The organism is Domibacillus iocasae (genome assembly GCF_001750285.1).
GTDB classification, from domain to species: domain Bacteria; phylum Bacillota; class Bacilli; order Bacillales; family Domibacillaceae; genus Domibacillus; species Domibacillus iocasae.
Map to the genome: position 1 here is coordinate 235132 of NZ_MAMP01000024.1, position 23794 is coordinate 258925.

The window sequence follows — 23794 nt, forward strand, 5'->3', positions numbered from 1 at the left end:
CCCTCCAGTTTTCTATACTTAGACTTGTTTCTTTTTCGCTGCGCGTTCGCGCTCATTTTTATCGAGAATTTTTTTGCGAAGACGGATTGATTCCGGCGTTAATTCGCAATATTCATCATCGTTCAAGTACTCAAGCGCTTCTTCAAGCGACATAATACGCGGTTTTTTCATGGTTGCTGTTTGGTCTTTATTTGCGGAACGAACGTTTGTCGCCTGCTTCGTTTTCGCAATATTAACTGTCAAGTCATTGTCACGTGTATGTTCGCCGACAATCATTCCAGCGTAAATTTCTGTTCCTGCTTCAACAAAAATAATCCCACGGTCTTCTACACCCATAATGCCGTATGTGGAAGCTTTTCCTGTTTCCTGAGAAACGAGAACACCTTGGCGGCGGCCGCCGATGCGTCCTTTTTGCATAGGCTGGTAGCTGTCAAATGTATGGTTAATGATTCCATATCCGCGCGTCATTGTTAAAAATTCAGTTGTATAACCAATTAATCCGCGTGCAGGCACCATGAAAATTAACCGAACTTGTCCGTTTCCATTGTTGACCATGTCCAGCATTTCGCCTTTACGTTCGCCCATCGATTCAATAATTGATCCTGTATATTCTTCCGGCACATCAATTTGAACACGTTCAACCGGCTCGCATTTCACACCGTCAATTTCCCGAACGATAACTTGCGGCTTCGATACTTGCAATTCGAATCCTTCACGGCGAAGATTTTCGATCAAGATAGATAAATGAAGCTCACCGCGTCCTGATACAATCCACTCATCCGGAGATGCAGTATTTTCAACGCGAAGGCTGACGTCTGTTTCCAATTGCGCATGAAGACGTTCTTCAATCTTTCTTGACGTAACAAATTTCCCTTCGCGTCCTGCAAACGGGCTGTTGTTCACTAAGAAGTTCATTTGAAGTGTCGGTTCATCAATACGAAGAACAGGAAGTGCTTCCTGATGCTCCATCGGCGTGACCGTTTCCCCAACGTTAATGTCTTCCATTCCGGAAACGGCTACAAGATCGCCGGCTTTTGCTGTCTCGATTTCAACTCGTTTTAATCCGAGGAAACCGAACATTTTTGTTACCCGGAATTGTTTTACTTTGCCGTCAAGCTTCATAAGCGCAACAGATTGACCAACTGACATTTCCCCGCGGAAAATACGTCCGATTCCGATCCGTCCCAAATAATCGTTGTAGTCAAGAAGTGCTACTTGGAACTGAAGCGGTTCATCGCTATTATCAACTGGAGCTGGAATATGCTCAATGATTGCTTCATAAAGAGATTCCATGTTGTCATCTTGTTTTTCCACATCTGTGCTAGCTGTTCCATTCATGCCGGAAGCATAAATAACCGGGAATTCAAGCTGATCATCGTTGGCATCAAGCTCGATGAACAATTCAAGCACTTCATCTACCACTTCAGTTGGGCGCGCAAAGTCACGGTCAATTTTATTTACTACAACAATTGGGCGCAAGTTTTGCTCAAGCGCTTTTTTTAATACGAAGCGTGTTTGCGGCATACAGCCTTCATAAGCGTCAACAACGAGAAGAACACCATCAACCATTTTCATGATCCGTTCTACTTCACCGCCGAAATCGGCATGTCCTGGTGTATCTAGAATGTTGATTTTTGTGTCTTTATATTGAATTGCAGTATTTTTAGCAAGAATCGTAATACCGCGCTCGCGTTCAAGGTCGTTCGAATCCATCGCGCGTTCTTCCACATGCTCGTTTGAACGAAAAATACCTGACTGCTTTAATAGCTGATCGACGAGTGTCGTTTTCCCATGGTCAACGTGGGCGATAATCGCGATGTTGCGTAAATCATTTCTTATTTTCAAACTATTTCCTCCTGCCTTTTCTAGAAACTTCGTCTTATGCGGTTTCCATTAACTGAACTATTATATCACACACTTTGCATGATGCCTATTTGAAAAAAGCGGACATTGCAATAAAAGCTGACGTTGTACTACAATAGAAAAAAAGGGGGACTGTACTTTGCCTGCTATTCAATGGCCTTTTCTAGGGTTTGCAGTTTTAGCCGCCGTATGCATGATTGGCATCGGTATTGCCATAGGCGAACAAAGTATTTTGGGCGCTGTTTTATCAATCATTTTGCTGCTGGCGGTCATGGGATTCGGTTTTTCGTATAAAGCAAAAATGCGGCGCGCCGGCAAGTTATAAAAAAACTGCACTTCCAATTGTTAGTTGTGTCCAACAATTGAAGGTGCAGTTCTTTTTTTATGTTAAATATTTTTTTAAGATGTCTTCATGAAGACCCGGTGCAGCTGCAAAAACCGGATTGACCGAGAGCATGTTAAGGCCTTCCCCGCTAACCGTGCTGACGATGCCTCCTGCTTCCTCGACAATCATTTTTCCGCCCGCAAAATCCCAAGGTGCATTCCTCATTGTAATATAGGCACTGAGCCGTCCGGATGCTACATACGCGAGTTCAAGCGCCGCTGAACCGTATGACCTGGTTCCCCGTACATCTTTTGCCAGCTGAACGAGTTTGGTTTGATCAAAATGGCGGTTATTCACAAGCCATGTGGAACTGATGCCAATAATGGCTGTTTCTACTGGAACTTTTTCCAGCTTTTCAAGCGGCACATCGTTCATCCAGGCACCCTGCCCTTTTTGCGCATGATAAAGTTCATCATGAACAATATCATATATGTAGCCAAGCTGGCCGACACCGTCTTCATAAATACCGATAGAGATCGCAAAGTTGCGCTGTTGATGTACAAAATTCATCGTGCCGTCAATAGGATCAATAATCCAGATGATGCCCTCAAGAGACTGCACATCGTCTCCCTGCCCTTCTTCGCCTAAAATACGATGACCCGGGAATTCAGTACGGATTTGCTCAATAAAAAAGCGCTCTGTTTCCTGATCGACGTTTGTGACTAAATCATTTGGATTTGATTTTGCCTGTATACTGAGCAAACGCGTAAAAGATGCCCGTATGTTCGTCCCAGCTTCCTGAATCCACTTTTTTACTGTTTCATCTATTTTCGTCCAATTCGTCATCCTTCAGCCCCCGTCCCGCTTCCAGTCCATTTTCTTTCACATTACACGAAATAAAAAGGGTTATCAAGTTTTTCCAAAGCTTTATGATATGTTATAATAATAATTATAAAAAAGAAATGATTCGCAGGAAGGGAATACTAGATAATGACATTTACCGGATTTACGAAAAAAGATTTCAGCACATTTCAATTAACTGGACTGGATGAACGAATGGCGGCGATTCAAGATCGCATCCAGCCTAAATTCAAACAACTGGGCGGCGAATTGACGGATGATTTATCAGCACTGCTTGGTGAGGAAATGTTTTTACATATTGCACGCCATGCACGCCGCAAAGTAAACCCTCCAAATGATACGTGGCTGGCGATCGCAAATAATAAACGCGGTTATAAGCAGCACCCTCATTTTCAAGTTGGCTTATTTGATGACCATGTGTTTATTTGGCTGGCTTTTATTTATGAACTGCCTGGTAAACAAACAATCGCTGAAACGTTTTTGAAAAATCAAAAAACACTTAAAAAAATCGTTCCTCCCGAGTATGTGGTATCACTTGACCATTTGAAAAAAGATGCACAAACTTGGGCAGACTTAGACCTTGAACAGTCTCTTCAACGGTTTCGCGATGTGAAAAAAGCAGAATTTCTAATCGGCCTTCACATTTCTTCTGAGGATCCTATTTTAGAGGATGGCGACGCTTTTTATGCAATCGTTAAAGAAACATTCAAAACACTTATCCCTGTCTATAAGCTTGCTTATCAATGAAAACAGCCCGTCCCCCTTTTCCGGGAACGGGCTGTTTTCACATGCGTATTTTTGTTTGCTCAGGCGCCTGTTTCATTTTTTGAACAGCTCGGTAAGACGAATAGCCGCTTACTTCTTCAAATTCATCACAAATGCGCTTTTCATCTGCTTTTCCCGGCACAATTTGTTTGAAGCGCTTATAGCGTTCCATTAGTACTTCTTTTACAATTCCTTTTTCATACGCCTGTTCAATTGCTTCAAAGAAAGCAACGACGTCAATTACTTCTTCTGTTGACCAGTCTGTTGAAAAGGGATAGGAATATTCCATTATTCTCACCTCACTTTACCTATTCTATTCTCCCCTGTTCAACTCCTTGTTAAATAAGAAAAATTCCTATGCAATATCGGAGCAAAATGCTATAATTTTTTTGCTTTAGCGAATGATTAGAAAAGAGGTGGAAATGGCGTTGTCACAACACGAAACTCCATTATTTGACGGGCTTCTTCGCCACGCCAAACAGAACCCGGTCCAGTTTCATATTCCCGGCCATAAAAAAGGAAATGGAATGGATCCGGTATTCAGAGAATTCATTGGAGAAAATGCACTCTCCATCGATTTAATTAACATTGCGCCGCTCGATGATTTGCATCAGCCGCACGGCATTATAAAAGAAGCCCAGCAGCTGGCTGCCGAAGCATTTGGCGCTGATCATACATTCTTTTCTGTTCAAGGAACAAGTGGCGCGATCATGACGATGATTATGGCTGTATGCGGTCCCGGTGAAAAAATTATTGTACCGAGAAATGTTCATAAATCTATTATGACAGCGATTGTCTTTTCAGGAGCCGTTCCGATCTTTATTCATCCTGAAATCGATAAAGACCTTGGCATCTCGCATGGAATGACCACAGAGTCTGTAAAACGGGCGCTTACAGCGCATCCAGATGCAAAAGGTGTACTTGTTATTAACCCGACTTATTTCGGCATTGCTGGCGACTTGAAGCAGATTGTCGATACAGCCCACTCTTTTAACGTTCCCGTACTTGTTGATGAAGCACATGGTGTGCATATTCATTTTCATGATGGCCTGCCGGTATCCGCCATGCAGGCTGGTGCAGACATGGCAGCAACAAGCGTGCACAAATTGGGTGGTTCTATGACCCAGAGTTCCATTTTAAATGTTCGCAACGGCCTTGTATCGGTTAACCGGGTACAATCGATTTTAAGTATGCTGACGACGACATCTACGTCTTATATACTGCTTGCTTCACTTGATACAGCCCGCAGGCACCTTGCGATTAATGGCCATCAAATTATTGAGGAAACGATTAAGCTTGCGCAAGAAACCCGCAGCAAAATCAATAAAATCAATCACCTGTATTGTGCAGGCTCAGAAATTTTGGGTTCAAAAGCTACTTATGATTACGATCCGACCAAACTGATTATTTCTGTTAAAAACCTTGGCATGACAGGACATGATGCGGAAAAATGGCTGCGTGACCAGCATAATATTGAAGTTGAACTTAGCGATTTATATAACATTCTTTGTATCATTACACCCGGAGATTCAAAAGAAAATTGTGATCTGCTCGTGAAGGCATTGGCCGAAATGGCAGCCGCTTTTAATGGCACTGTCCAATCCAAATATGCTCATGTTATGCTGCCGGATATTCCGCTGCTTGCTTTGTCACCGCGCGAGGCATTTTATGCTGAGACAGAAACGGTCCCGATCGATGAATCAGCGGGCAGAATTATGGCGGAATTTATGATGGTGTATCCGCCAGGGATTCCTATTTTTATCCCAGGGGAAATTATTACAGAAGAAAATTTGCGTTATGTAAAAGAAAATGTAGCCGCCGGCCTGCCTGTTCAAGGACCGGAAGATGAAGAATTAAAAACATTGCGTGTCATTAAAGAGCGCAAACCAATTTATTAAAAATAAAAAAGGCTGCCCCGTTTTCGGAGCAGCCCTTTTTTTATAGAGGTTAGTCATCAATTTCTATATCGTGATCGCAGCCACAGTGAGAGTATAAAACTGTCACCTTTTCTTCTTCAAAGTGCTCGATTGTTGATTGGCAAGACTTGCAGACGATTGTTCCCATGTTTCATAACCTCCTGTTTTGTTTTTTTGAAAGCGATTTATGATCTGTAAACTTATAATAATATAACACATTGATAATTGCAAGCCTTAATTGTATAACATATTTAAAAATGGGACAAAAAACCCCCGGTTTCCTATAATAAGGAAACCAGGGGTTCTGTTTAATCAGTTCTTTTATTTTACGATGTGAATTGGTGTGCCCAGAGCAACTTCCGCAGCTTCCATCGTCATTTCAGCAAGCGTTGGATGAGCGTGAATTGTCATCGCAATATCCTCCAGCGTCATGCCTGCTTCAATCGCAAGACCCAGCTCTGCTATCATATCTGAAGCACCTGAACCAGCGATTTGCGCGCCGATAATCAGGCCGTCTTCTTTACGAGATACAACTTTCACAAAGCCGTCTGTGCTATTGAGCGCAAGGGCACGTCCATTTGCTGCAAATGGGAATTTTGCCGATACGACTTCGATTTTTTCTTCTTTTGCCTGTGACTCTGTATAGCCGACAGTTGCCAGCTCAGGCTCTGTAAAGCAAACTGCTGGAATCGCAATGTAATCGACTTCAGACTTTTCGCCGCTAATCGCTTCAGCCGCAATTTTGCCTTCATAAGAAGCTTTATGGGCCAATGGCGGTCCCGAAACGATATCGCCAATCGCATAAATGTTTTCGACGCTTGTACGGCATTGCTTATCGATTTCGATAATGCCACGGTCTGACATTTTTACACCGGCACCTTCAAGGCCCATTTCGTCTGTGTTTGGACGACGGCCTACTGTAACCAGTACGTAATCTGCTTCAACAGTTTCTTCTTTTCCAGCAGCTTCGTATGTTACTTTTACACCTTTTTCTGTTTCTTCAGCTGATTTAGCCATTGCTTTTGTTACAATTGTAATGCCTTTTTTCTTCATGCCGCGTTTTACAAGTGCCGACATTTGTTTTTCAAAACCGCCAAGAATTTCAGGAGCACCTTCAAGGATCGTTACTTCTGTTCCGAAGTTTGCAAAGGCTGTAGATAGTTCAGACCCGATATAACCGCCGCCTACTACAACTAGTTTCTTTGGAATTTCTTTTAGAGCTAATGCGCCTGTTGAATCAATAACGCGAGTTGAAAATTTGAAATTCGGAATTTCAATTGGGCGTGAACCTGTTGCAATAATTGCGTTTTTAAATGTATATGTTTGAGCAGAATCTTCACCCATTACACGCAATGTGTTTGCATCGTTGAAATATGCTTCCCCACGAACGATTTCGACTTTATTTCCTTTAAGCAGTCCTTCAACGCCGCCTGTTAATTTTTTCACGACGCCGCCTTTCCACTCTTGTACCTTTTCGAAGTTTACTGAGACTTTTTCAGCGATAATGCCGATATCATCAGAATGCTTCGCTTGCTCGTAACGGTGGCCTGCTGTTAAAAGGGATTTCGAAGGGATACAGCCTACATTTAAGCAGACGCCTCCAAGATTTTCTTTTTCAACGATGGTCACTTTTTGTCCAAGCTGTGCTGCACGGATCGCAGCGACGTAACCCCCAGGGCCTGAACCAATCACTATAGTGTCTGTTTCAATCGGGAAATCTCCTACTACCATTTCTTACGCCTCCATTAGTAAAAGTTCTGGGTCGTTTAACAACCGCTTAATGTGATTCAACGCATTTTGTGCTGTCGCTCCATCAATCATACGATGATCAAAGCTCAATGATAATGCTAACACAGGTGCGGCTACAATTTCACCATTTTTTACAATCGCTTTCTCAGAAATGCGTCCGATACCTAAAATAGCTACTTCAGGATGGTTAATAACTGGAGTAAACCACTGGCCACCAGCGGAACCGATGTTTGTAATTGTGCAAGACGCACCTTTCATTTCAGCCGGAGCCAATTTACCGTCACGCGCTTTTACAGCAAGCTCATTAATTTCATTTGAAATCGTGAACATCGATTTGCGATCAGCATTTTTCACAACCGGAACCATCAAGCCTTTTTCTGTATCAGCAGCAATTCCAATGTTGTAGTAATGTTTGTGAACAATTTCATTCGTTGCATCATCAATCGATGTGTTGAACGCTGGGTATTCTTTAAGCGCACTTGTAAGAGCTTTTACAACATAAGGAAGGAACGTTAGCTTGACGCCTTTTTCCGCTGCAATATCTTTGAACTTTTTGCGATGTGCCCAAAGCTTTGTTACTTCGACTTCATCCATAAGCGTAACGTGCGGTGCAGTATGTTTAGAATTCACCATTGCTTTCGCAATCGCTTTGCGAATACCACTCATTTTTTCACGAGTTTCTGGGAATTCGCCTTCTGGAATCGCTGCTGGTTTTGATTCTTCTTTTGCTGCCGGTGCTTCTTGTTGTGTTTGTTCTACCTCTTGTGCAGGAGCTGCAGATTGTGCACCGCCGCTCAAGAATGAATCAATGTCTTCTTTTACAATACGACCGTTTTTGCCACTTCCGGCAACAAGAGAAATATTTACATCTTTTTCACGAGCATATTTACGCACAGATGGCATCGCAATAATACGGCGGTTCGGATCTACATCTGCCTGTGGCTGGCTTCCTGCACCCGTCGAAGCTGCCGGAGCATCTTCTTTTGTTGCTTTTACAGGTGCTTTGTCCATTTCCTGTCCTGCTTCAGCGGTTGATTGAACTTGCTCTTCTGTTTTCGCTTCGCCTTCTTCGTCACCATGATCGCCTTTAAATTTCAAGTCTTCATAGCCTGGTGCGTCAAATTTGATTAGAGTGTCTCCTACGATTGCAGTTGCGCCTTCGTCAACAAGGATATCTTCTACTGTACCTGCAACTGGCGATGGAATTTCAACGACCGCTTTGTCATTTTGCACTTCGCAAAGTACGTCATCTTCTCCAACTTTGTCACCTGGCTTTACAAACCACTTGACGATTTCACCTTCATGAATACCTTCACCGATATCCGGTAATTTAAATTCAAATGCCAATGCATTCAGCCTCCTGTATAGTTAAATTTTGAAAAGGAGGCCAGGCCTCCTTTTCAACAATTATTTACAATTAAAATTCAAGAACTTTTTTCGCTGTTTCCACGATATCTTTATGGTTTGGAAGCCATACACCCTCTGCTTGTGAGAATGGGAATACCGTATCCGGTGCTGCTACACGAAGTACTGGGGCTTCTAAGCTCAAGATCGCGCGGTCATTAATTTCCGCTACGACATTCGCTGCAATTCCGGCTTGTTTTTGCGCTTCCTGAACAACAATAGCACGTCCTGTTTTTTCGACAGAAGCGATAATTGTTTCAATATCAAGCGGCTGGATTGTACGAAGATCAATTACTTCGACAGAGTGTCCTTCTTTTTCAAGAGCTTCCGCCGCTTTTAGTGATTCATGAACCATTGCGCCGTACGTAATGATGGAAAGATCTGTTCCTTCACGTTTCACTGCTGCTTTGCCAAGTGGGATTGTATATTCTTCTTCCGGCACTTCTTCACGGAACGAGCGGTACAATTTCATGTGCTCAAGGAAAATAACCGGATCGTTATCGCGAATGGCAGAAATCAATAATCCTTTTGCTTCATAAGGAGTGGAAGGAATAACGACTTTCAAGCCAGGCTGCTGTGCCATTAAGCCTTCTAAGCTGTCCGCATGAAGCTCGGGCGTGTGAACGCCGCCGCCGAATGGCGAACGGATTGTTACAGGCGCTGAGTAAACGCCGCCTGAGCGGTAACGCATACGCGCAAGCTGCCCACTGATAGAATCCATGACTTCGAAAACAAAACCAAAGAATTGAATTTCCGGTACCGGACGGAACCCTTCAAGTGCAAGACCGACAGCAAGACCGCCGATGCCAGATTCCGCAAGCGGCGTATCAAATACGCGCTCTTCTCCAAATTCTTTTTGAAGGCCTTCTGTCGCACGGAACACCCCGCCGTTAACGCCGACATCTTCACCAAAGACAAGGACGTTTTCGTCGTTTTTAAGCTCCACGCGCAAAGCATCCGTAATCGCTTGAATCATTGTCATTTGTGCCATGGCTTACTTCGACTCCTTTGCAGTGTAAATTTCATATTGTTCTTTTAAGTTTGCTGGCATTTCTTCGTACATGTTTGCCATCAAATCGGTCACTTTTTGTTTTGGTGTGTCATCCGCTTTTTTGATCGCATCTTTAATTTCTTCTTTCGCGCGTTCAATTACTTCTGTTTCTTTTTCTTCGTTCCATAGTCCTTTTTCTTCAAGGTACTTGCGGAAGCGAACGAGCGGATCTTTTTTCTCCCACTCTGTATCCAAATCAGAAGTACGGTAACGTGTTGGGTCATCCCCTGCCATTGTATGCGGACCGTAACGATAGCACATTGTTTCGATTAATGTCGGACCTTCACCATTAATCGCACGTTCACGCGCTTCTTTTACTACTGCATAAACAGCGAGCGGATCCATACCATCTACAAGAACTGATGGAATACCTGCAGCGATCCCTTTTTGCGCAATTGTTTTTGCAGCTGTCTGCTTTTCACGCGGTGTTGAAATCGCAAATTGGTTGTTTTGCACAATAAAGATAGCTGGCGCGTTGAATGCACCGGCAAAGTTGATTCCTTCATAGAAATCCCCTTGTGACGAACCGCCGTCACCTGTATATGTAACAGCTACCGCTTTTTTGCCGCGTTTTTTAAGACCTAGCGCCACGCCGGCATTTTGTACATATTGTGCTCCAATAATGATTTGTGGTGACAACACATTGACGCCTTCAGGTGCCTGGTTGCCTACATAATGGCCACGTGAGAATAAAAATGCCTGCCATAACGGAAGGCCATGCCAAACGATTTGTGGAACATCGCGGTAGCCTGGTAAAATCCAGTCTGCTTTTTCAAGTGCATAATGAGAAGCGATTTGTGATGCTTCCTGTCCGGCAGTTGGCGCATAAAAGCCTAGACGTCCTTGACGGTTTAATGAAATAGAACGCTGGTCAAGTACACGTGTATAGACCATGCGTGTCATTAATTCTTGAAGCTCTTCATCTGAAAGCTTTGGTGCTGCACTTTCGTTTACAATTTTTCCTTCTTCATTTAAAACTTGAACCATTTCAAATTGCGTTTCAATTGACTCAAGCGTTTTTTGCGGATCGAACTGAGTTTTCTTTGCACTCATGGTTGTCACCTTTCCTTTCTATATTGGTCATGTCTGGCCATGCGGCTGTTTCTTCGTTTATAAATGTCTGTACCAGTTATTTTCTAAAAATCACTAATACAATATAAAGCTACGGTTAATAGTGTATAATAACCGTGTTCATCCGTCAATTCAAAAAGATTTTTATAAAAATGACTCTTTTTGATTTAAAAAATAAATGCTGTATCAATGAATAGAATCAATCTGTACTATAAAAAGAAAACGCTTTTTCTACCTGTTATACATTACACTTCTCTCAGTCTCCCCTATTCCCTTTTCTTGTAAAGCAAAACAAAAAATTCGCTCCGTTAACATTTTGCACACTTTTTGATAAGATAAATACACTAAACGTGAAAAAAGGAAGGGAATTTATATGATTATGATGACTGATATTGTTCGGGAAGGGGACCCGGTTCTTCGTAAAAAAGCGAGTGACGTTGTCCTTCCAGCCTCAATTGAAGATAAAGAAACGCTTGCTTCATTAATGGAATACGTTCAAAACAGCCAAGATCCCGAGTTAATGGAAAAATACGGATTGCGCCCTGGCATCGGTCTTGCCGCCCCACAAATCGGTATTTCGAAAAGAATGATTGCTATTCACTTAAAAGATGAAAAAGGCAGCCAGGTGAGCTATGCGCTTTTCAATCCGAAGATTATTAGCCATTCTGTCGAAAAAACATTTTTGACAAGCGGAGAAGGATGCTTATCTGTTGACCGTGACGTCCCGGGCTATGTTCATCGTTATGCACGAGTTACGGTCAAAGCAACAACATTAGAAGGAGAAGAAATTAAAATCCGTTTAAAAGGGCTGCCCGCTGTTTGCATTCAACATGAAATTGACCATTTGAACGGGATTATGTTTTATGATTATATTAACGAAAAAGATCCATTTCACATTGAGGAAAACGCTCAGTCAATTGAACGATAAACTGTATAGCCTGCCTGGAGCTTATGCATAATAGATTGCCCATTCCCTTTTCATTCAAGCATCCGTATGATAAAATGGCAATAAGGAGTGATCCACAATGTTGAAGAAGCTGAAAAAAAAGCTCGTTAAACAGTGGAAAGATCTGCTTAGAAGAAAATCAATCGCATAATTTTGAATGGTTAAGCCCTTCCATTATGAAGGGCTGTCTTTATGCAAGAGACAAAAAAGGTGTTCTTTCGTGTCAAAACATCTTTCTTTCTATATAATTAAAACTAACACCACAGGCTGTATTCAAGAGCCTTTGTGATAAAAATCGAGAAGAATCGCTTTTATGCGGTTTGTATATATTAAACCCGAAAAAGGAGAGAAAGTTATGATTTACAAAGTGTACTACCAAGAAGATCGTTTTGAAGTACCTGTTCGTGAAAAAACAAAATCATTATACGCTGAAGCGCAAACAGAACGAGAAGTCCGCCATGCGTTAAAAAGCCGCCCATATAACATCGAGTTCGTCCAAAAGGTAAATGAAAGCCACCTTGAATATGAGAAAAAGTCACCAGATTTTAAAGTGGAGCAGCTGTAACACATGAAATTTGTGAAAAATGATCAAACAGCAGTTTTTGCCCTCGGCGGTTTGGGTGAAATCGGCAAAAATACGTATGCCGTCCAATTTCAGGACGAAATTATTTTAATTGATGCAGGAATTAAATTCCCAGAAGATGAGCTGCTTGGAATCGACTATGTTATTCCAGATTATTCTTATCTCCAAAAAAATGCCGATAAAATTAAAGGACTGTTTGTCACACACGGTCATGAAGACCATATTGGCGGCATTCCTTATTTATTAAGAGTTGTTAACGTTCCTGTATATGGCGGAAAGCTCGCACTCGGTCTCTTGCGCAACAAATTGGATGAACATGGCCTGCTTCGCCGCACGCGTCTTCATGAAATTGGTGAAGATGATGTTATTAAATTCAGGAAAACATCTGTATCTTTTTTCCGGACAACACACAGTATTCCTGATTCTTACGGAGTGGTGGTCAAAACGCCTCAAGGCAGTATCGTTCATACAGGTGATTTTAAATTTGACTTCACACCCGTTGGTGAACCGGCAAATTTAACAAAAATGGCTGAGATCGGCAAGGAAGGCGTTCTTTGCCTTTTATCAGACAGCACGAACAGTGAAGTGCCAAACTTTACGATGTCTGAACGCAAAGTCGGCGAAAGCATTCATAATGTGTTTCGGAAAGTAAAGGGCCGGATTATTTTTGCAACGTTTGCGTCAAATATTCACCGCCTTCAGCAAGTTGTAGATGCGGCGGTAGAAGATGGACGCAAAGTTGGCGTATTTGGCCGAAGCATGGAAAATGCCATTAATATTGGCCAGCAGCTGGGTTACATTCAATGTCCAAAAGATACATTTGTGGATACACATCAATTAAACAAGCTCCCTGCTAATAAAGTAACGATTTTATGCACAGGCAGCCAGGGTGAACCAATGGCCGCACTTTCACGTATTGCGAATGGATCTCACCGCCAAATTCAAATTCAGCCGCACGATACGGTTGTTTTCTCATCATCTCCAATTCCCGGCAACACAGTAAGTGTGAATCGGATTATTGATTCCTTATCTCGTGCTGGTGCAGATGTCATTCATGGTCCTTTAAATGATATCCACACATCCGGGCATGGCAGCCAGGAAGAACAAAAGCTAATGCTGCGCCTTATTAAGCCTAAATTTTTCATGCCGATCCACGGTGAATATCGAATGCAGAAAACGCATTGCCAACACGCTATCGATTGTGGAGTTCCGGCAGAAAACTGCTTCATTATGGACAATGGAGATGTTTTGGCCCTGTCTAAAGATGAAGCTCATGTAGCGGGACGTATTCAATCTGGCTCCGTTTATATTGACGGAAGCGGCATTGGTGACATCGGTAACATTGTTCTTCGCGATCGTCGTATTTTGTCAGAAGAAGGCCTGGTGATCGTGGTCGTCAGCATTAATAAAGAAAAGAATAAAATCGAAGCCGGTCCTGACATTATTTCACGCGGATTTGTTTATATGCGCGAGTCCGGCGATTTGATTTATGAGGCGCAATCCATGCTGAATCGGCATGTAAAGCAGCTCTTAAACAATAATTCCACTCAATGGTCTGACATAAAAAATGAAATTACTGATACGCTTTCTCCATTTCTTTACGAGCGGACAAAACGCCGTCCGATGATTTTACCGATCATTATGGAAGTGTAAAAATAAAAGAGCGTTCCTTGATGACAAGGAGCGCTCTTCTTTACGTGGAGGCAATTATTGATGATTAAAGTAGAAGGACAATCGCAATATGGGAAAAAAATAGAAAAGGATTACCGCTCTTCTGCCTGCGGACCTGTGACCATTTCAGTTATTTTACATTATTGGAATCAACCTTTTTCAGCAAATCAGCTGTATAAGCAGCTGGGTGCAACGAAGATTGGCACCTTCCGCTATATAATAGTCCGACGATTAAAAAAGCTGCTTGGTCATGGATGGACTGTCCAATCATCGAACCGGATTGATGAGGTTATTCATGAATTGGATCTTGATCATCCAGTAGCAGCTAAATTCGATAAATACTTTACTTTTCATTTTTTTCAAAAGCCCTTATATAAGTATCACTGGGTCGTGCTAATCGGCTATGAAATACAAGATGGACAAATTTTTTTATTTTTCCATGACAATGGCGCACCTGGACGAAGGAGCAAGATCCGCCGCGCGTCATATGGTGAACAATCAAGTGTATTGCGCTTCGTCCTTCTATCACCAAAAAATCCCCCAGACTAATACAGGGGATTTTACTAATCGTTCATTTTTTTCTCAAAGCGGTCGATGTCATTATCCGCACCAATAATAATAAGAATATCATTTAAATGAATCGGTTCATCTGCCTGCGGCGACACAATAATTTCTTTGCCGCGTTTAATCGCGACAATATTAATGCCATAACGCGCACGAATATCAAGATCGATTAATGTATTCTCGGCAAGTGTTTCATTCGCGATGATTTCCATGATGGAATGTTCATCAGAAAGCTCCAGATAATCCAATACGTTATTCGACACGATATTATTCGCAATCCGCCGGCCCATATCACGCTCAGGATGAACCACCTGGTCCGCCCCAATTTTCAGCAGTACTTTTTCATGATAATCATTTTGTGCTTTTGCCGTTACTTTTTTCACCCCAACTTCTTTTAACATAAGTGTTGTTAAAATGCTGGACTGAATATCATCTCCGATCGCCACAATAACATGGTCGAAATTTCGGATACCCAAGCTTTTTAGTACTGATTCGTCCGTTGTATCCGCAACAACGGCATGTGAAGCGATCGAAGCAAATTCATTAACACGGTCTTCATCCATATCAATGGCCATTACTTCCATACCCTGCTCACTCAGCTCCCGGCAAATACTGCTGCCGAAGCGGCCGAGCCCGATGACGACAAATTCCTTTTTCATGTTCATTCCTCCGCTGTCAACGCTAAAATGGTTCCACTCTGACAGTTTACCATGAACATGCCACAATTGCCTTTATTTCTTTTTCCCTTTTACGTAATCTGCATCAAACAAGAATAGACGCATTAATAAGAATAGGGACGGGACAAGCAACAGCAGACCGAGAATAAATGCGGTCACAAGCGCAAGTGCCATCGCTTCATTCGTGACATTCTCATGCAGTGTAATATACGGATACAAAATATAAGGCAAATGTGATGCGCCGTAACCGAAAAAAGCAAAGAAAAATTGAAGCATCACCATAATAAAAGCTGTTCCATAATGCCTTTCAACATAAATAAACCAAGAAGCCAAACCGAAACAAACGAGCGACAGCCCAAACATCCACCAGTATTCGGTGACTGCTTTATCGTAATGATCGGGGTTATGCATTTGCAATGACATAAAAACAAGCAAGCTAGCCACAATCGTCGGCATACTCCAAAAAAGCGCAAACTGGCGAAGCGTCTTTCGCGCCTGCTGATCATCCGCACGGTCCGCATAATACGTTAAAAACGTGGCACTTATGAATAAAACAGAGACAATCGATAAAAAAACGACGCTCCAGGAATAGGGGCTTGTAAATAGCTCATTTGCTAGAAAGACGACATTTCCGTCTGATTCATCCAAAAAGCCGCCTTCCGAAATCGTTAACGCCGTTGACAAAGAAGCGGGAATTAACAAACCGGTTGCGCCATACAAAAACAAGTAAAAGGTGCTGTCACGTGATCCATAATTATTAAATGCGTAAAAAGATCCGCGAATCGCAATTAAAATGAGAGCGACACTGCCTGGAATGAGAAGCGCCGTTCCATAGTAATACGCCGTTGCCGGAAAAAAACCGACGATTCCGACAAAGAAAAAAACAAAAAAGACATTGGTCACTTCCCATACCGGTGACAAGTAACGGGAAATGAGATCATTGATAAGGTGGTCTTTTTTCTTTATTCTTGCATAATACGCAAAGAATCCAGCGCCGAAATCGATGGACGCGACAATTAAATAGCCGTATAAAAACGTCCAAAGAACTGTAATACCAATCAGTTCATAGTTCATGATTCATTCTCCTCCTTATCCCCGGTTTGGAAACCTTTTTTCGAGTTCCACTTCTGCTGGTGAATTTTTAAACATTTTGATTAACACAACAACCGCCATTATACCTAATACAAGATAAAGCAATGCAAACAGAACAAAAGTCAAACCCACACTGTCACTTGTTGTCGCTGCTTCCGCCACTTTCATATAACCGCGCATAATCCACGGCTGTCGCCCGACTTCAGCCAGTATCCATCCCGCTTCAATCGCCACCATCGCCAGGGGTCCTGATGCCAAAATTGCTAGAAGAAGCGGTTTATTCAGAGCATTCCACTTTTTTACCCGATCCATCAAGACAAAGATCGTAGACGTTGCCATGAGAAACATGCCGATGCTGACCATTGTGTCAAACATATAGTGAATCCAAAGCGGCGGCCGTTCATCTTCCGGCGTTTCATTAAGACCAATAACTTCTGTCTCAAAAGAATTTCCCGCTAGAAAGCTGAGCACCTTCGGAATACGGATTTCGTTTTCTATTTCGCCGTCTTCATTTAATGTACCGAAGAAAATTAAATCCGCGCCTTTTTCCGTTTCAAAATGCCATTCTGCAGCAGCCAGTTTTTCAGGCTGCACATCCGCTAAAAACTTTGCGGATATATCACCGGTAATTGATATTAACAGTGAGAAAACAAATGTACAGGCAACTGTCAATCGCAACGCTTTTTGTTCATATTGCCCACGGCGCCCCTTGAGAATAGCAAAAGCGGCGATTGCTGCTAATATTGCTGCTGATGTCACGTACGATGTGGCCACAACGTGAAGAACTTTAGAAGGCATTGCCGGGTTCAGCATGGCGGCAATTGGATCAATATTAATCATTTCACCGTCTTTTAACTCAAATCCTTGCGGTGTGTTCATAAACGCATTGACCGTTGTAATAAACAAAGCTGACGCGGATGAACCGATCATAACCGGAATCGTCAGCAGCCAATGTGTCCATTTCCCTTTAAAGCGATCCCACGTATATAAATAAATACCAAGGAAAATGGCTTCGAAGAAAAAAGCGAATGTCTCCATAAAAAGGGGCAGGGCAATAATTTGACCGGCTACTTCCATAAAGCTTGGCCATAGCAAAGAAAGTTGAAGCCCAATTATCGTACCGGTTACGACCCCCACCGCTACTGTAATGGTATATCCGCGTGCCCATCGTCTAGCCATAAGCAAATAATAAGGATCATTTCGTTTAATGCCTATAAATTCCGCAATTGCAATCATCACCGGCATGCCAACACCGATTGTGGCGAAAATAATATGAAACATTAACGTCATTGCCGTCAGCATCCTGCTGAGCATGACACCATCAAGTTCCATTAAGTTGACCTCCCTTTTTTCTTCTAGCTTTTTTTATGTTACCCGTATTGTAAACCTTATATAAAAACAATTCCATATTGGGTGTATGAAGATTTTGTGACAAATTTCACAAACTTATATAAAGAAAAACCGGCAAATGCCGGCTGCTCTTCTTTACAACGCTAAGAAAGTATATATTTTTGAAAGCTGTATTATTAGCTTTTGTTCCAAAAAAGCTAGTCCTTTGAGAGGCAAAGCCGCCTCCGTCAGTGCTCGCCTTACACTTTTCTTATTCTTCTGCTTTTGCTGTTTCATCCAATACACGATTTACCCGCTTTTCAAGCATTTTCATACCGCTGCCACCTGCCTGAAAATGGCGAAGCTGTCCTTCTTTATCAAATACATAGTAAGCTGGAACATATTGATTTTCAAACGCTTCTGTCAACTTATGTTCACTGTCCACAAAAATCGGCTGTGTAATTTCATGCTCTGCCGCAACGGACTTAATTTGATCAAGATTCAAATCATCTTCTGAACGAGGCATATGCACCGCTACGACATTTAATTTGTCTTTGTAGTCGTCACGAAATTTATTAACGCTTGGCATTGCTTCTTTACAAAGATGGCAGCTCACAGACCAAAAATGAATTAACGTCGGCTTTTCGCCAACTAAATCGCTTTTTGATAGTTCTCCGTTCAGCCATTCTGTTGCGCCATCAAGTTCTGGCATTTGGTCTCTTAATTTCATGAATCCATTCGCTCCTTTATTCTATATATAGACGCATCAGGACCTAACGCAATGTTAGGCCCCAATGAAAAAATCATGTATTAAAGAGTTGTTTGTCCTGGTTTCCAGTTCGCAGGGCAAAGTCCGCCTGTTTGAAGTGCTTGAAGCACACGCAGTGTTTCATCAACATCACGGCCAATGTTGTTATGGTTAACAACCTGATATTGAAGTTCGCCTTCCGGATTGATAATAAACAAGCCACGAAGTGCAACACCTTCTTCTTCGATTAAAACACCATATTCACGTGATACAATATGGTTTGTATCCGCTGCAATCGGATATTTTAAATCGCCAAGGCCATTATCTTTACGGTCTGTTTTAATCCATGCAAGGTGAGTATGAATTGTATCAGTAGATACACCAATTACTTCCGCATCAAGATCTTCGAATTCATCATAGCGGTCAGAAAGAGCTGTAATTTCTGTCGGGCATACGAATGTGAAGTCCATTGGATAGAAGAAAAGAACAGTCCATTTGTCGTTTTTCATGTTTTCTTCAAGACTTACTTTACCGAATTCTTTGTTCGCAAGTACTGCTTCCATTTCAAAGCGTGGTGCTTGTTTGCCTACCATACGTTCTGCCATGAATAAAAACCTCCAAATTTTTGTTTTCAATTGAGAAAGCTACTTTAAATTCTCAGCTGCTTTCTTTATACAATGATCATTCTAATTATTTCTTATCAGCGTGTCAACTTCTTATTATAATAACTTTAAACAAGAAGTAATTGTTTAAAACGACCAATACTTATTCAATTTCTAATTCAGTTTACCATGTTTCGACACTGCAGCAAAATAATACGCTTTGAGAAATCAACGTCTTCCTAAATGCGTAAAATAGCGGATGATAAATGAAATGCCCGTTTCAATTGCTTTTTCATCCGGTTTTAATTTGGCGTGATGAAGACCGTATTCAGAACCGACCCCAAGCCAAAACATAAGTCCAGGGATTTCTTTTAACATAAAACCAAAATCTTCTCCTGTCATCGCTTCCCGTGATTTGACAAATTGAATGTCTGGCTGTTGGGTGGCAAATTGCACGAACCGACCTGTTACTTCCGGATCGTTAAACACTTGATAATAGCCGCTGCCACAGTCAATATCTGTTTCACAGTCAAAAGCGGTTTCGATGCCTTTTAAAAGGGACTGAACGCGCACTTTTGCTTTATTCATTGCTTCAGGCGACAGCGTACGAATCGTCCCTTCAAGCCTTGCATGGTCTGCGATAACATTTTGCACTGTCCCGACGGTCATTTTGCCGATGGTCACTACAGCGCTGTCGAGCGGGTCCACATTTCTTGAAACGATCGACTGAAGCTGTGTTACAAAATAAGAAGCTGCGACGACCATATCTTTTGTTTCGTGCGGATAGGCTGCATGCCCCCCTTTACCACGAATATCAATAAACAGTTCGGACGTATTAGCAAACAGAAGCCCCGGCTTGGTCGCGATCGTACCCGCGGGGTGCTCCGGCGCAATATGAAGTGCATAAATTTCATCCGGCATCCACTCACGGAATTCCGCAGAAGCCATCATCGGCTCTGCACCGCCTGGCCCTTCTTCGGCCGGCTGGAAAATAAATACGAGATTATCGTCTGCCGGATTCGATGCAAAATGGGTGACAACACCAAGCGCGATGCTCATATGCAAGTCGTGGCCACATGCATGCATCCGTCCTTCATGAGTGGACGCAAATGGAAGGTCTGTTTGTTCGATGATCGGCAAACCATCAATATCTGTACGCCACCCAATTGTTTTTGAAGGATTCAAACCGTTTATTTTTACGAGAATTCCTGTGCGCCATGTTTTTATTTCCATTCGCTTTTGCGGAAGCGACCGCAAATATTCCAATAAATAAGCTTGTGTTTTAAATTCCTGAAAACCGAGCTCCGGGATTTGATGTAAATCACGGCGGATTACTGTAAATTGACTCATATTTCTTCCCCCTCTTTAGAAAAAGGACGCGCGAGCAGCTGCTCACGCGTCCTTGCGGTCACCGCTATTACAGTTTGCGGAGTTCCTGCATGATTTCAGTTTTTGACTTTGTCTTATCATCAATCTGCTTAATAACGCGTGCTGGTGCGCCAACCGCTACAGAGTAAGGCGGAATGTCTTCTGTCACAATCGCGCCAGCGGCAACAACAGAGCCTTCTCCGATCCGGCAGCCTTCTAATACCACTGCATTTGCACCGATTAAAACATTATCTTCCAAAATAACCGGTGAAGCGGAAGGCGGTTCGATAACGCCTGCTAACACAGCTCCTGCACCAACGTGGCAGTTCTTTCCTGTCGTTGCGCGTCCGCCTAGAACCGCATTCATATCAATCATTGTTCCTTCACCGATCACCGCACCGATATTAATGGAAGCACCCATCATAATAACGGCATTGTCACCAATCTCAACCTGGTCGCGAATCACGACACCCGGCTCAATACGCGCTTTAATATTTTTTAAATCAAGAAGCGGGATCGCTGAATTGCGGCGGTCATTTTCCACCACATAGTCAGTAATTTTGTCTTTGTTTTGCTCAAGAGCTTCGGCTACTTCAGCCCATTCGCCAAATATAACGACAGATTTTCCTTCTCCAAATACTTTTGCGGAAGCGCCAAAGTTTATGCCATCCACATCTCCATTTACGTATACTTTCACTGGTGTCGATTTTTTGCTATTGCCGATAAAAGCAATAATTTCATGTGCATCCATCATTTTCATAATTATGTATTCCTCCTGAGAAATCTCTTTTTTCTGCTCTTACTTTATCAAAGCGCTGTCGTTTTCACAAGCGATTTTCTTTCTTCTCCGCCATAAAAATCTCAACCGTTTCAACAAACGCCTGCACCTGCCGCAGTTCAAAAGCGTTGTCATAGCCAAGAAGCCATGTATCGCGGCGGATCGGCTCCCCTTCACGGTCAAGAAGAGGAATTTTAAATAAGTCACGATCTTGATTAGAAAGCGTAATAGCCGGCAATATTGCATATCCAAGCCCATTAAATGCCATTTGACGGCACGTCTCAATTTGATCCACAACAATGGACCGTTTCGGCGCCATCTGAAAGCGGTTGTGCCACCACTCCTGTATTTCCTGATCATAATTTGAATCGCTTTTAAATTGAATGAATGGCTTGTCAGTCGACAATACATCTTCCACATTTTGAATTTCTTTATCCACTAAATAAAGCGGGTCTTCAAACAAATGAATTTTCCGCCCTTTCCATTCAGGTGTTCCCCGGATAATACCGATATGAACATCTCCTTCATAAAGCGCTTTGACAATCTCACTGCTCCACCCGGTGATCAATTGGATTTTCGCATGTGGATACCGCTCAACAAACAGCTTCAATACTTTTGGCAGCCAGTTTTGCCCTACAATTGTCGCACATGCGATCTTCAGCGTCCCATGCACTTGCGGCTCAAGCAATTGCAGTTCTTCTAGCAGCTGTTCCTTTTTCTCAAGTGTTTCTTTTGCATATTCGACGATTAGTTCACCGGATGGCGTTAATGATAATCCTTTTGTCGACCGGTTGAAAATTTTAACAGCCCATTCTTTTTCGATCGTCTGAAGCCTCTGTGAAAGAGCCGGCTGGGATACGAAAAGCCTTTCGGCTGCTTTTCGCATATTCATTTCTTCCGCAAGAACTGTCAGCAGGCGGAATTCTGAAAAAGACACGATATTATTCTCCTTTCTTCAAAAACAAAAGCAACGCAAATGAAACGGCTGCAAATAAAAAGACAACCAAGTAAACAGCTTGTAAGGAAGAAATCAGACCCTCGCTCAAAATAAAACGCGCAGATTCGCTCATATTAGTTTGTTCACCAAGCAATTCGTTCACAGAGTTGATCGTCAGCCCTTCTGCACCTTCCTTTCCTGCCAAATAAGCAGCCAGCCTGCTGTTTAATACACCGCCCAACAGTGCTGCGCCAATTGTATTGCCGATATTACGCATAAACATATTAGAAGCTGTAGCAGCACCTCGTTCATGCCAGCCGACAGAATTTTGAATCGAAACAATAAATGCCGTAGAAGTAAGACCCATGCCAACCCCTGTGACAAAAGAAGACGCCGCTGCCCACCAAGGGCCAAAATCCGGATTCATCAGCATAAACATCAGACCGCCCGCCAGTAAAGCCCCGCCGCCGATCAGCGTCGTTGTCCGATACCCGGCTGAATGGAGCAGACGCCCTGATAATGAAGACGCAATCGGCCAGCCAATAGACATAGCAGTCAGTGTAAACCCAGCGACTGTTGCATTTTCGCCCATAACCCCTTGTACATATGTGGGCAAAAAGGTTGAAACGCCAATCAGCATAATCCCGGTTGTTAATGAAACAAGATTCGCAATTAAAATCGGCCGGACTTTCCATAAATGAAAAGGTACCATTGGAGACTGGGTACGACGTTCATGAATTGCGAAAAAAACAATCGATAGAACACCGACAATCAAAAGTGGCACTTCATACGCTGTCTTCCCCTGTTCAACCAACAGGTACATGAATGAAGAAATACCTGTTAAAAATAGAAACGTACCAATATAATCGATATCGGGTTTTTTCTTTTCAATTTTTTCATGCAAAAAGAAAAAGAGCATAAAAATCGAGATAATCCCGAGCGGCACGTTGATCCAGAACACCCAGCGCCAAGAAACGTATTCAACGAGCAGCCCGCCAAGCGCCGGACCGGACACAGCAGAAATTCCCCATACACTTGCGAGATATCCTTGAACTTTAGCACGCTCTTCTTTCGTGTAAATATCACCTACAATGGTCGTTGCAACGGGCATCACTGCTCCTGCACCGATTCCTTGTATAAAACGAAAAATAATCATTTGTTCCATTGAACCAGCCAACCCGCACAGAACAGAACCGATTAAAAAAATGATGATACCCGTAAAAAGGACCGGACGGCGGCCGAAAATATCAGACAGCTTTCCATAAATTAAAACGGTAGCCGCATTCATTAACAAGTAAGCGGAGAACACCCAGCTGTATAACGAAAAACCGCCGAGATCCGCAACAATATCCGGCATCGCTGTCGCAACAATCGTTGCTTCAATGGCTCCCATAAACATGGCAAGCATAACAGCGGCAAGAACAAGCGGCCGGTTTGTTTTTTGTTGTTTCATTTTCCCACCTCAAATTCAAGAAAAAAAAGACCCGCCGCTTG

General features: G+C 42.6%; 24 protein-coding genes. 7 read left to right on the forward strand and 17 right to left on the reverse strand.

Annotated features, from left to right (window positions below):
• Positions 1 to 18 precede the first annotated feature (18 nt).
• Positions 19 to 1845, reverse strand: a complete 1827-nt coding sequence (gene typA, locus BA724_RS15185) for a translational GTPase TypA (protein ID WP_069939516.1) — start codon at positions 1843 to 1845, stop codon at positions 19 to 21.
• Positions 1846 to 2002: 157 nt separating this feature from the next.
• Between typA and BA724_RS15190 the strand changes: the two genes are divergently transcribed.
• Positions 2003 to 2188, forward strand: coding sequence for a YlaF family protein (locus BA724_RS15190; protein ID WP_069939517.1), 186 nt, complete (start codon positions 2003 to 2005; stop codon positions 2186 to 2188).
• A 57-nt stretch (positions 2189 to 2245) separates the two neighbouring features.
• Here the strand turns inward: BA724_RS15190 and BA724_RS15195 are convergent, their stop codons facing one another.
• The gene (locus tag BA724_RS15195; RefSeq protein ID WP_069939518.1) at positions 2246 to 3034 is read right to left on the reverse strand and encodes an inositol monophosphatase family protein; all 789 of its coding nucleotides are present in this window, start codon (positions 3032 to 3034) and stop codon (positions 2246 to 2248) included.
• 144 nt (positions 3035 to 3178) lie between these two features.
• On the opposite strand from BA724_RS15195, the gene BA724_RS15200 reads away from it, so the two are divergent.
• A complete protein-coding gene (locus BA724_RS15200; RefSeq protein ID WP_069939519.1) occupies positions 3179 to 3796 on the forward strand; it encodes a YktB family protein in 618 nt (205 codons plus the stop codon).
• Between the two features lie 37 nt (positions 3797 to 3833).
• On the opposite strand, the gene BA724_RS15205 is transcribed toward BA724_RS15200, so the two are convergent.
• Positions 3834 to 4103, reverse strand: a complete 270-nt coding sequence (locus tag BA724_RS15205) for a UPF0223 family protein (RefSeq protein ID WP_069939520.1) — start codon at positions 4101 to 4103, stop codon at positions 3834 to 3836.
• A 139-nt stretch (positions 4104 to 4242) separates the two neighbouring features.
• Here BA724_RS15205 and BA724_RS15210 point away from each other — a divergent pair, with 139 nt between their 5' ends.
• Positions 4243 to 5712, forward strand: a complete 1470-nt coding sequence (locus BA724_RS15210; RefSeq protein WP_069939801.1) for an aminotransferase class I/II-fold pyridoxal phosphate-dependent enzyme — start codon at positions 4243 to 4245, stop codon at positions 5710 to 5712.
• Between the two features lie 49 nt (positions 5713 to 5761).
• Here the strand turns inward: BA724_RS15210 and BA724_RS15215 are convergent, their stop codons facing one another.
• The 5 genes from BA724_RS15215 to pdhA form a co-directional block, all read right to left on the reverse strand.
• Positions 5762 to 5878: a GapA-binding peptide SR1P gene (locus tag BA724_RS15215; protein ID WP_069939521.1), complete on the reverse strand. Its 117-nt coding sequence runs from the start codon at positions 5876 to 5878 to the stop codon at positions 5762 to 5764.
• A 173-nt stretch (positions 5879 to 6051) separates the two neighbouring features.
• Positions 6052 to 7461 (reverse strand): dihydrolipoyl dehydrogenase, encoded by a 1410-nt coding sequence (gene lpdA, locus BA724_RS15220; protein ID WP_069939522.1) that lies wholly within the window; start codon positions 7459 to 7461, stop codon positions 6052 to 6054.
• A 3-nt stretch (positions 7462 to 7464) separates the two neighbouring features.
• Complete coding sequence (locus tag BA724_RS15225) at positions 7465 to 8826, reverse strand: dihydrolipoamide acetyltransferase family protein (RefSeq protein ID WP_069939523.1); 1362 nt, start codon at positions 8824 to 8826, stop codon at positions 7465 to 7467.
• A gap of 70 nt (positions 8827 to 8896) precedes the next feature.
• Positions 8897 to 9874, reverse strand: a complete 978-nt coding sequence (locus BA724_RS15230) for an alpha-ketoacid dehydrogenase subunit beta (protein ID WP_069939524.1) — start codon at positions 9872 to 9874, stop codon at positions 8897 to 8899.
• Between the two features lie 3 nt (positions 9875 to 9877).
• Entirely contained in the window at positions 9878 to 10987 is a 1110-nt protein-coding gene (gene pdhA, locus BA724_RS15235; RefSeq protein ID WP_069939525.1) for a pyruvate dehydrogenase (acetyl-transferring) E1 component subunit alpha, read from the reverse strand.
• A gap of 391 nt (positions 10988 to 11378) precedes the next feature.
• Between pdhA and def the strand changes: the two genes are divergently transcribed.
• From def to BA724_RS15255, 4 genes are all read left to right on the forward strand, one after another.
• On the forward strand, positions 11379 to 11933 hold the full coding sequence (def, locus tag BA724_RS15240; protein WP_069939526.1) for a peptide deformylase: 555 nt from the start codon (positions 11379 to 11381) through the stop codon (positions 11931 to 11933).
• A 373-nt stretch (positions 11934 to 12306) separates the two neighbouring features.
• A complete protein-coding gene (locus BA724_RS15245) occupies positions 12307 to 12516 on the forward strand; it encodes a DNA-dependent RNA polymerase subunit epsilon (protein ID WP_069939802.1) in 210 nt (69 codons plus the stop codon).
• Between the two features lie 3 nt (positions 12517 to 12519).
• Positions 12520 to 14187: a ribonuclease J1 gene (rnjA, locus tag BA724_RS15250; protein WP_069939527.1), complete on the forward strand. Its 1668-nt coding sequence runs from the start codon at positions 12520 to 12522 to the stop codon at positions 14185 to 14187.
• 60 nt (positions 14188 to 14247) lie between these two features.
• Positions 14248 to 14754 (forward strand): C39 family peptidase, encoded by a 507-nt coding sequence (locus tag BA724_RS15255; protein WP_069939528.1) that lies wholly within the window; start codon positions 14248 to 14250, stop codon positions 14752 to 14754.
• Positions 14755 to 14768: 14 nt separating this feature from the next.
• Here the strand turns inward: BA724_RS15255 and BA724_RS15260 are convergent, their stop codons facing one another.
• The 9 genes from BA724_RS15260 to BA724_RS15300 form a co-directional block, all read right to left on the reverse strand.
• Entirely contained in the window at positions 14769 to 15428 is a 660-nt protein-coding gene (locus BA724_RS15260; RefSeq protein ID WP_069939529.1) for a potassium channel family protein, read from the reverse strand.
• Between the two features lie 72 nt (positions 15429 to 15500).
• The gene (locus BA724_RS15265; RefSeq protein ID WP_069939530.1) at positions 15501 to 16520 is read right to left on the reverse strand and encodes a cytochrome d ubiquinol oxidase subunit II; all 1020 of its coding nucleotides are present in this window, start codon (positions 16518 to 16520) and stop codon (positions 15501 to 15503) included.
• 15 nt (positions 16521 to 16535) lie between these two features.
• Positions 16536 to 17870 (reverse strand): cytochrome ubiquinol oxidase subunit I, encoded by a 1335-nt coding sequence (locus BA724_RS15270; RefSeq protein WP_069939531.1) that lies wholly within the window; start codon positions 17868 to 17870, stop codon positions 16536 to 16538.
• A 268-nt stretch (positions 17871 to 18138) separates the two neighbouring features.
• A complete protein-coding gene (locus BA724_RS15275) occupies positions 18139 to 18597 on the reverse strand; it encodes a TlpA disulfide reductase family protein (RefSeq protein WP_069939532.1) in 459 nt (152 codons plus the stop codon).
• Positions 18598 to 18677: 80 nt separating this feature from the next.
• The gene (gene ahpA / locus BA724_RS15280) at positions 18678 to 19220 is read right to left on the reverse strand and encodes a biofilm-specific peroxidase AhpA (RefSeq protein WP_069939533.1); all 543 of its coding nucleotides are present in this window, start codon (positions 19218 to 19220) and stop codon (positions 18678 to 18680) included.
• A 225-nt stretch (positions 19221 to 19445) separates the two neighbouring features.
• Positions 19446 to 20567, reverse strand: coding sequence for an N-acetyldiaminopimelate deacetylase (locus BA724_RS15285; RefSeq protein ID WP_069939534.1), 1122 nt, complete (start codon positions 20565 to 20567; stop codon positions 19446 to 19448).
• 67 nt (positions 20568 to 20634) lie between these two features.
• Positions 20635 to 21345 (reverse strand): 2,3,4,5-tetrahydropyridine-2,6-dicarboxylate N-acetyltransferase, encoded by a 711-nt coding sequence (dapD, locus tag BA724_RS15290; protein WP_069939535.1) that lies wholly within the window; start codon positions 21343 to 21345, stop codon positions 20635 to 20637.
• A 64-nt stretch (positions 21346 to 21409) separates the two neighbouring features.
• Positions 21410 to 22300: a transcriptional regulator CcpC gene (locus BA724_RS15295; RefSeq protein WP_069939536.1), complete on the reverse strand. Its 891-nt coding sequence runs from the start codon at positions 22298 to 22300 to the stop codon at positions 21410 to 21412.
• Positions 22301 to 22304: 4 nt separating this feature from the next.
• Positions 22305 to 23753, reverse strand: a complete 1449-nt coding sequence (locus BA724_RS15300; protein WP_069939537.1) for an MDR family MFS transporter — start codon at positions 23751 to 23753, stop codon at positions 22305 to 22307.
• Positions 23754 to 23794: the final 41 nt, after the last annotated feature.

Excerpts from the sequence above, each read along its gene's own strand:
- BA724_RS15195 (WP_069939518.1), bottom strand. The coding sequence starts at position 3,034 with ATGACGAATTGGACGAAAATAGATGAAACAGTAAAAAAGTGGATTCAG.
- BA724_RS15200 (WP_069939519.1), top strand. The coding sequence starts at position 3,179 with ATGACATTTACCGGATTTACGAAAAAAGATTTCAGCACATTTCAATTA.
- BA724_RS15205 (WP_069939520.1), bottom strand. The coding sequence starts at position 4,103 with ATGGAATATTCCTATCCCTTTTCAACAGACTGGTCAACAGAAGAAGTA.
- BA724_RS15215 (WP_069939521.1), bottom strand. The coding sequence starts at position 5,878 with ATGGGAACAATCGTCTGCAAGTCTTGCCAATCAACAATCGAGCACTTT.
- lpdA (WP_069939522.1), bottom strand. The coding sequence starts at position 7,461 with ATGGTAGTAGGAGATTTCCCGATTGAAACAGACACTATAGTGATTGGT.
- BA724_RS15230 (WP_069939524.1), bottom strand. The coding sequence starts at position 9,874 with ATGGCACAAATGACAATGATTCAAGCGATTACGGATGCTTTGCGCGTG.
- pdhA (WP_069939525.1), bottom strand. The coding sequence starts at position 10,987 with ATGAGTGCAAAGAAAACTCAGTTCGATCCGCAAAAAACGCTTGAGTCA.
- def (WP_069939526.1), top strand. The coding sequence starts at position 11,379 with ATGATTATGATGACTGATATTGTTCGGGAAGGGGACCCGGTTCTTCGT.
- BA724_RS15245 (WP_069939802.1), top strand. The coding sequence starts at position 12,307 with ATGATTTACAAAGTGTACTACCAAGAAGATCGTTTTGAAGTACCTGTT.
- rnjA (WP_069939527.1), top strand. The coding sequence starts at position 12,520 with ATGAAATTTGTGAAAAATGATCAAACAGCAGTTTTTGCCCTCGGCGGT.
- BA724_RS15255 (WP_069939528.1), top strand. The coding sequence starts at position 14,248 with ATGATTAAAGTAGAAGGACAATCGCAATATGGGAAAAAAATAGAAAAG.
- BA724_RS15260 (WP_069939529.1), bottom strand. The coding sequence starts at position 15,428 with ATGAAAAAGGAATTTGTCGTCATCGGGCTCGGCCGCTTCGGCAGCAGT.
- BA724_RS15265 (WP_069939530.1), bottom strand. The coding sequence starts at position 16,520 with ATGAACTATGAACTGATTGGTATTACAGTTCTTTGGACGTTTTTATAC.
- BA724_RS15270 (WP_069939531.1), bottom strand. The coding sequence starts at position 17,870 with ATGGAACTTGATGGTGTCATGCTCAGCAGGATGCTGACGGCAATGACG.
- BA724_RS15275 (WP_069939532.1), bottom strand. The coding sequence starts at position 18,597 with ATGAAATTAAGAGACCAAATGCCAGAACTTGATGGCGCAACAGAATGG.
- ahpA (WP_069939533.1), bottom strand. The coding sequence starts at position 19,220 with ATGGCAGAACGTATGGTAGGCAAACAAGCACCACGCTTTGAAATGGAA.
- BA724_RS15285 (WP_069939534.1), bottom strand. The coding sequence starts at position 20,567 with ATGAGTCAATTTACAGTAATCCGCCGTGATTTACATCAAATCCCGGAG.
- dapD (WP_069939535.1), bottom strand. The coding sequence starts at position 21,345 with ATGAAAATGATGGATGCACATGAAATTATTGCTTTTATCGGCAATAGC.
- BA724_RS15300 (WP_069939537.1), bottom strand. The coding sequence starts at position 23,753 with ATGAAACAACAAAAAACAAACCGGCCGCTTGTTCTTGCCGCTGTTATG.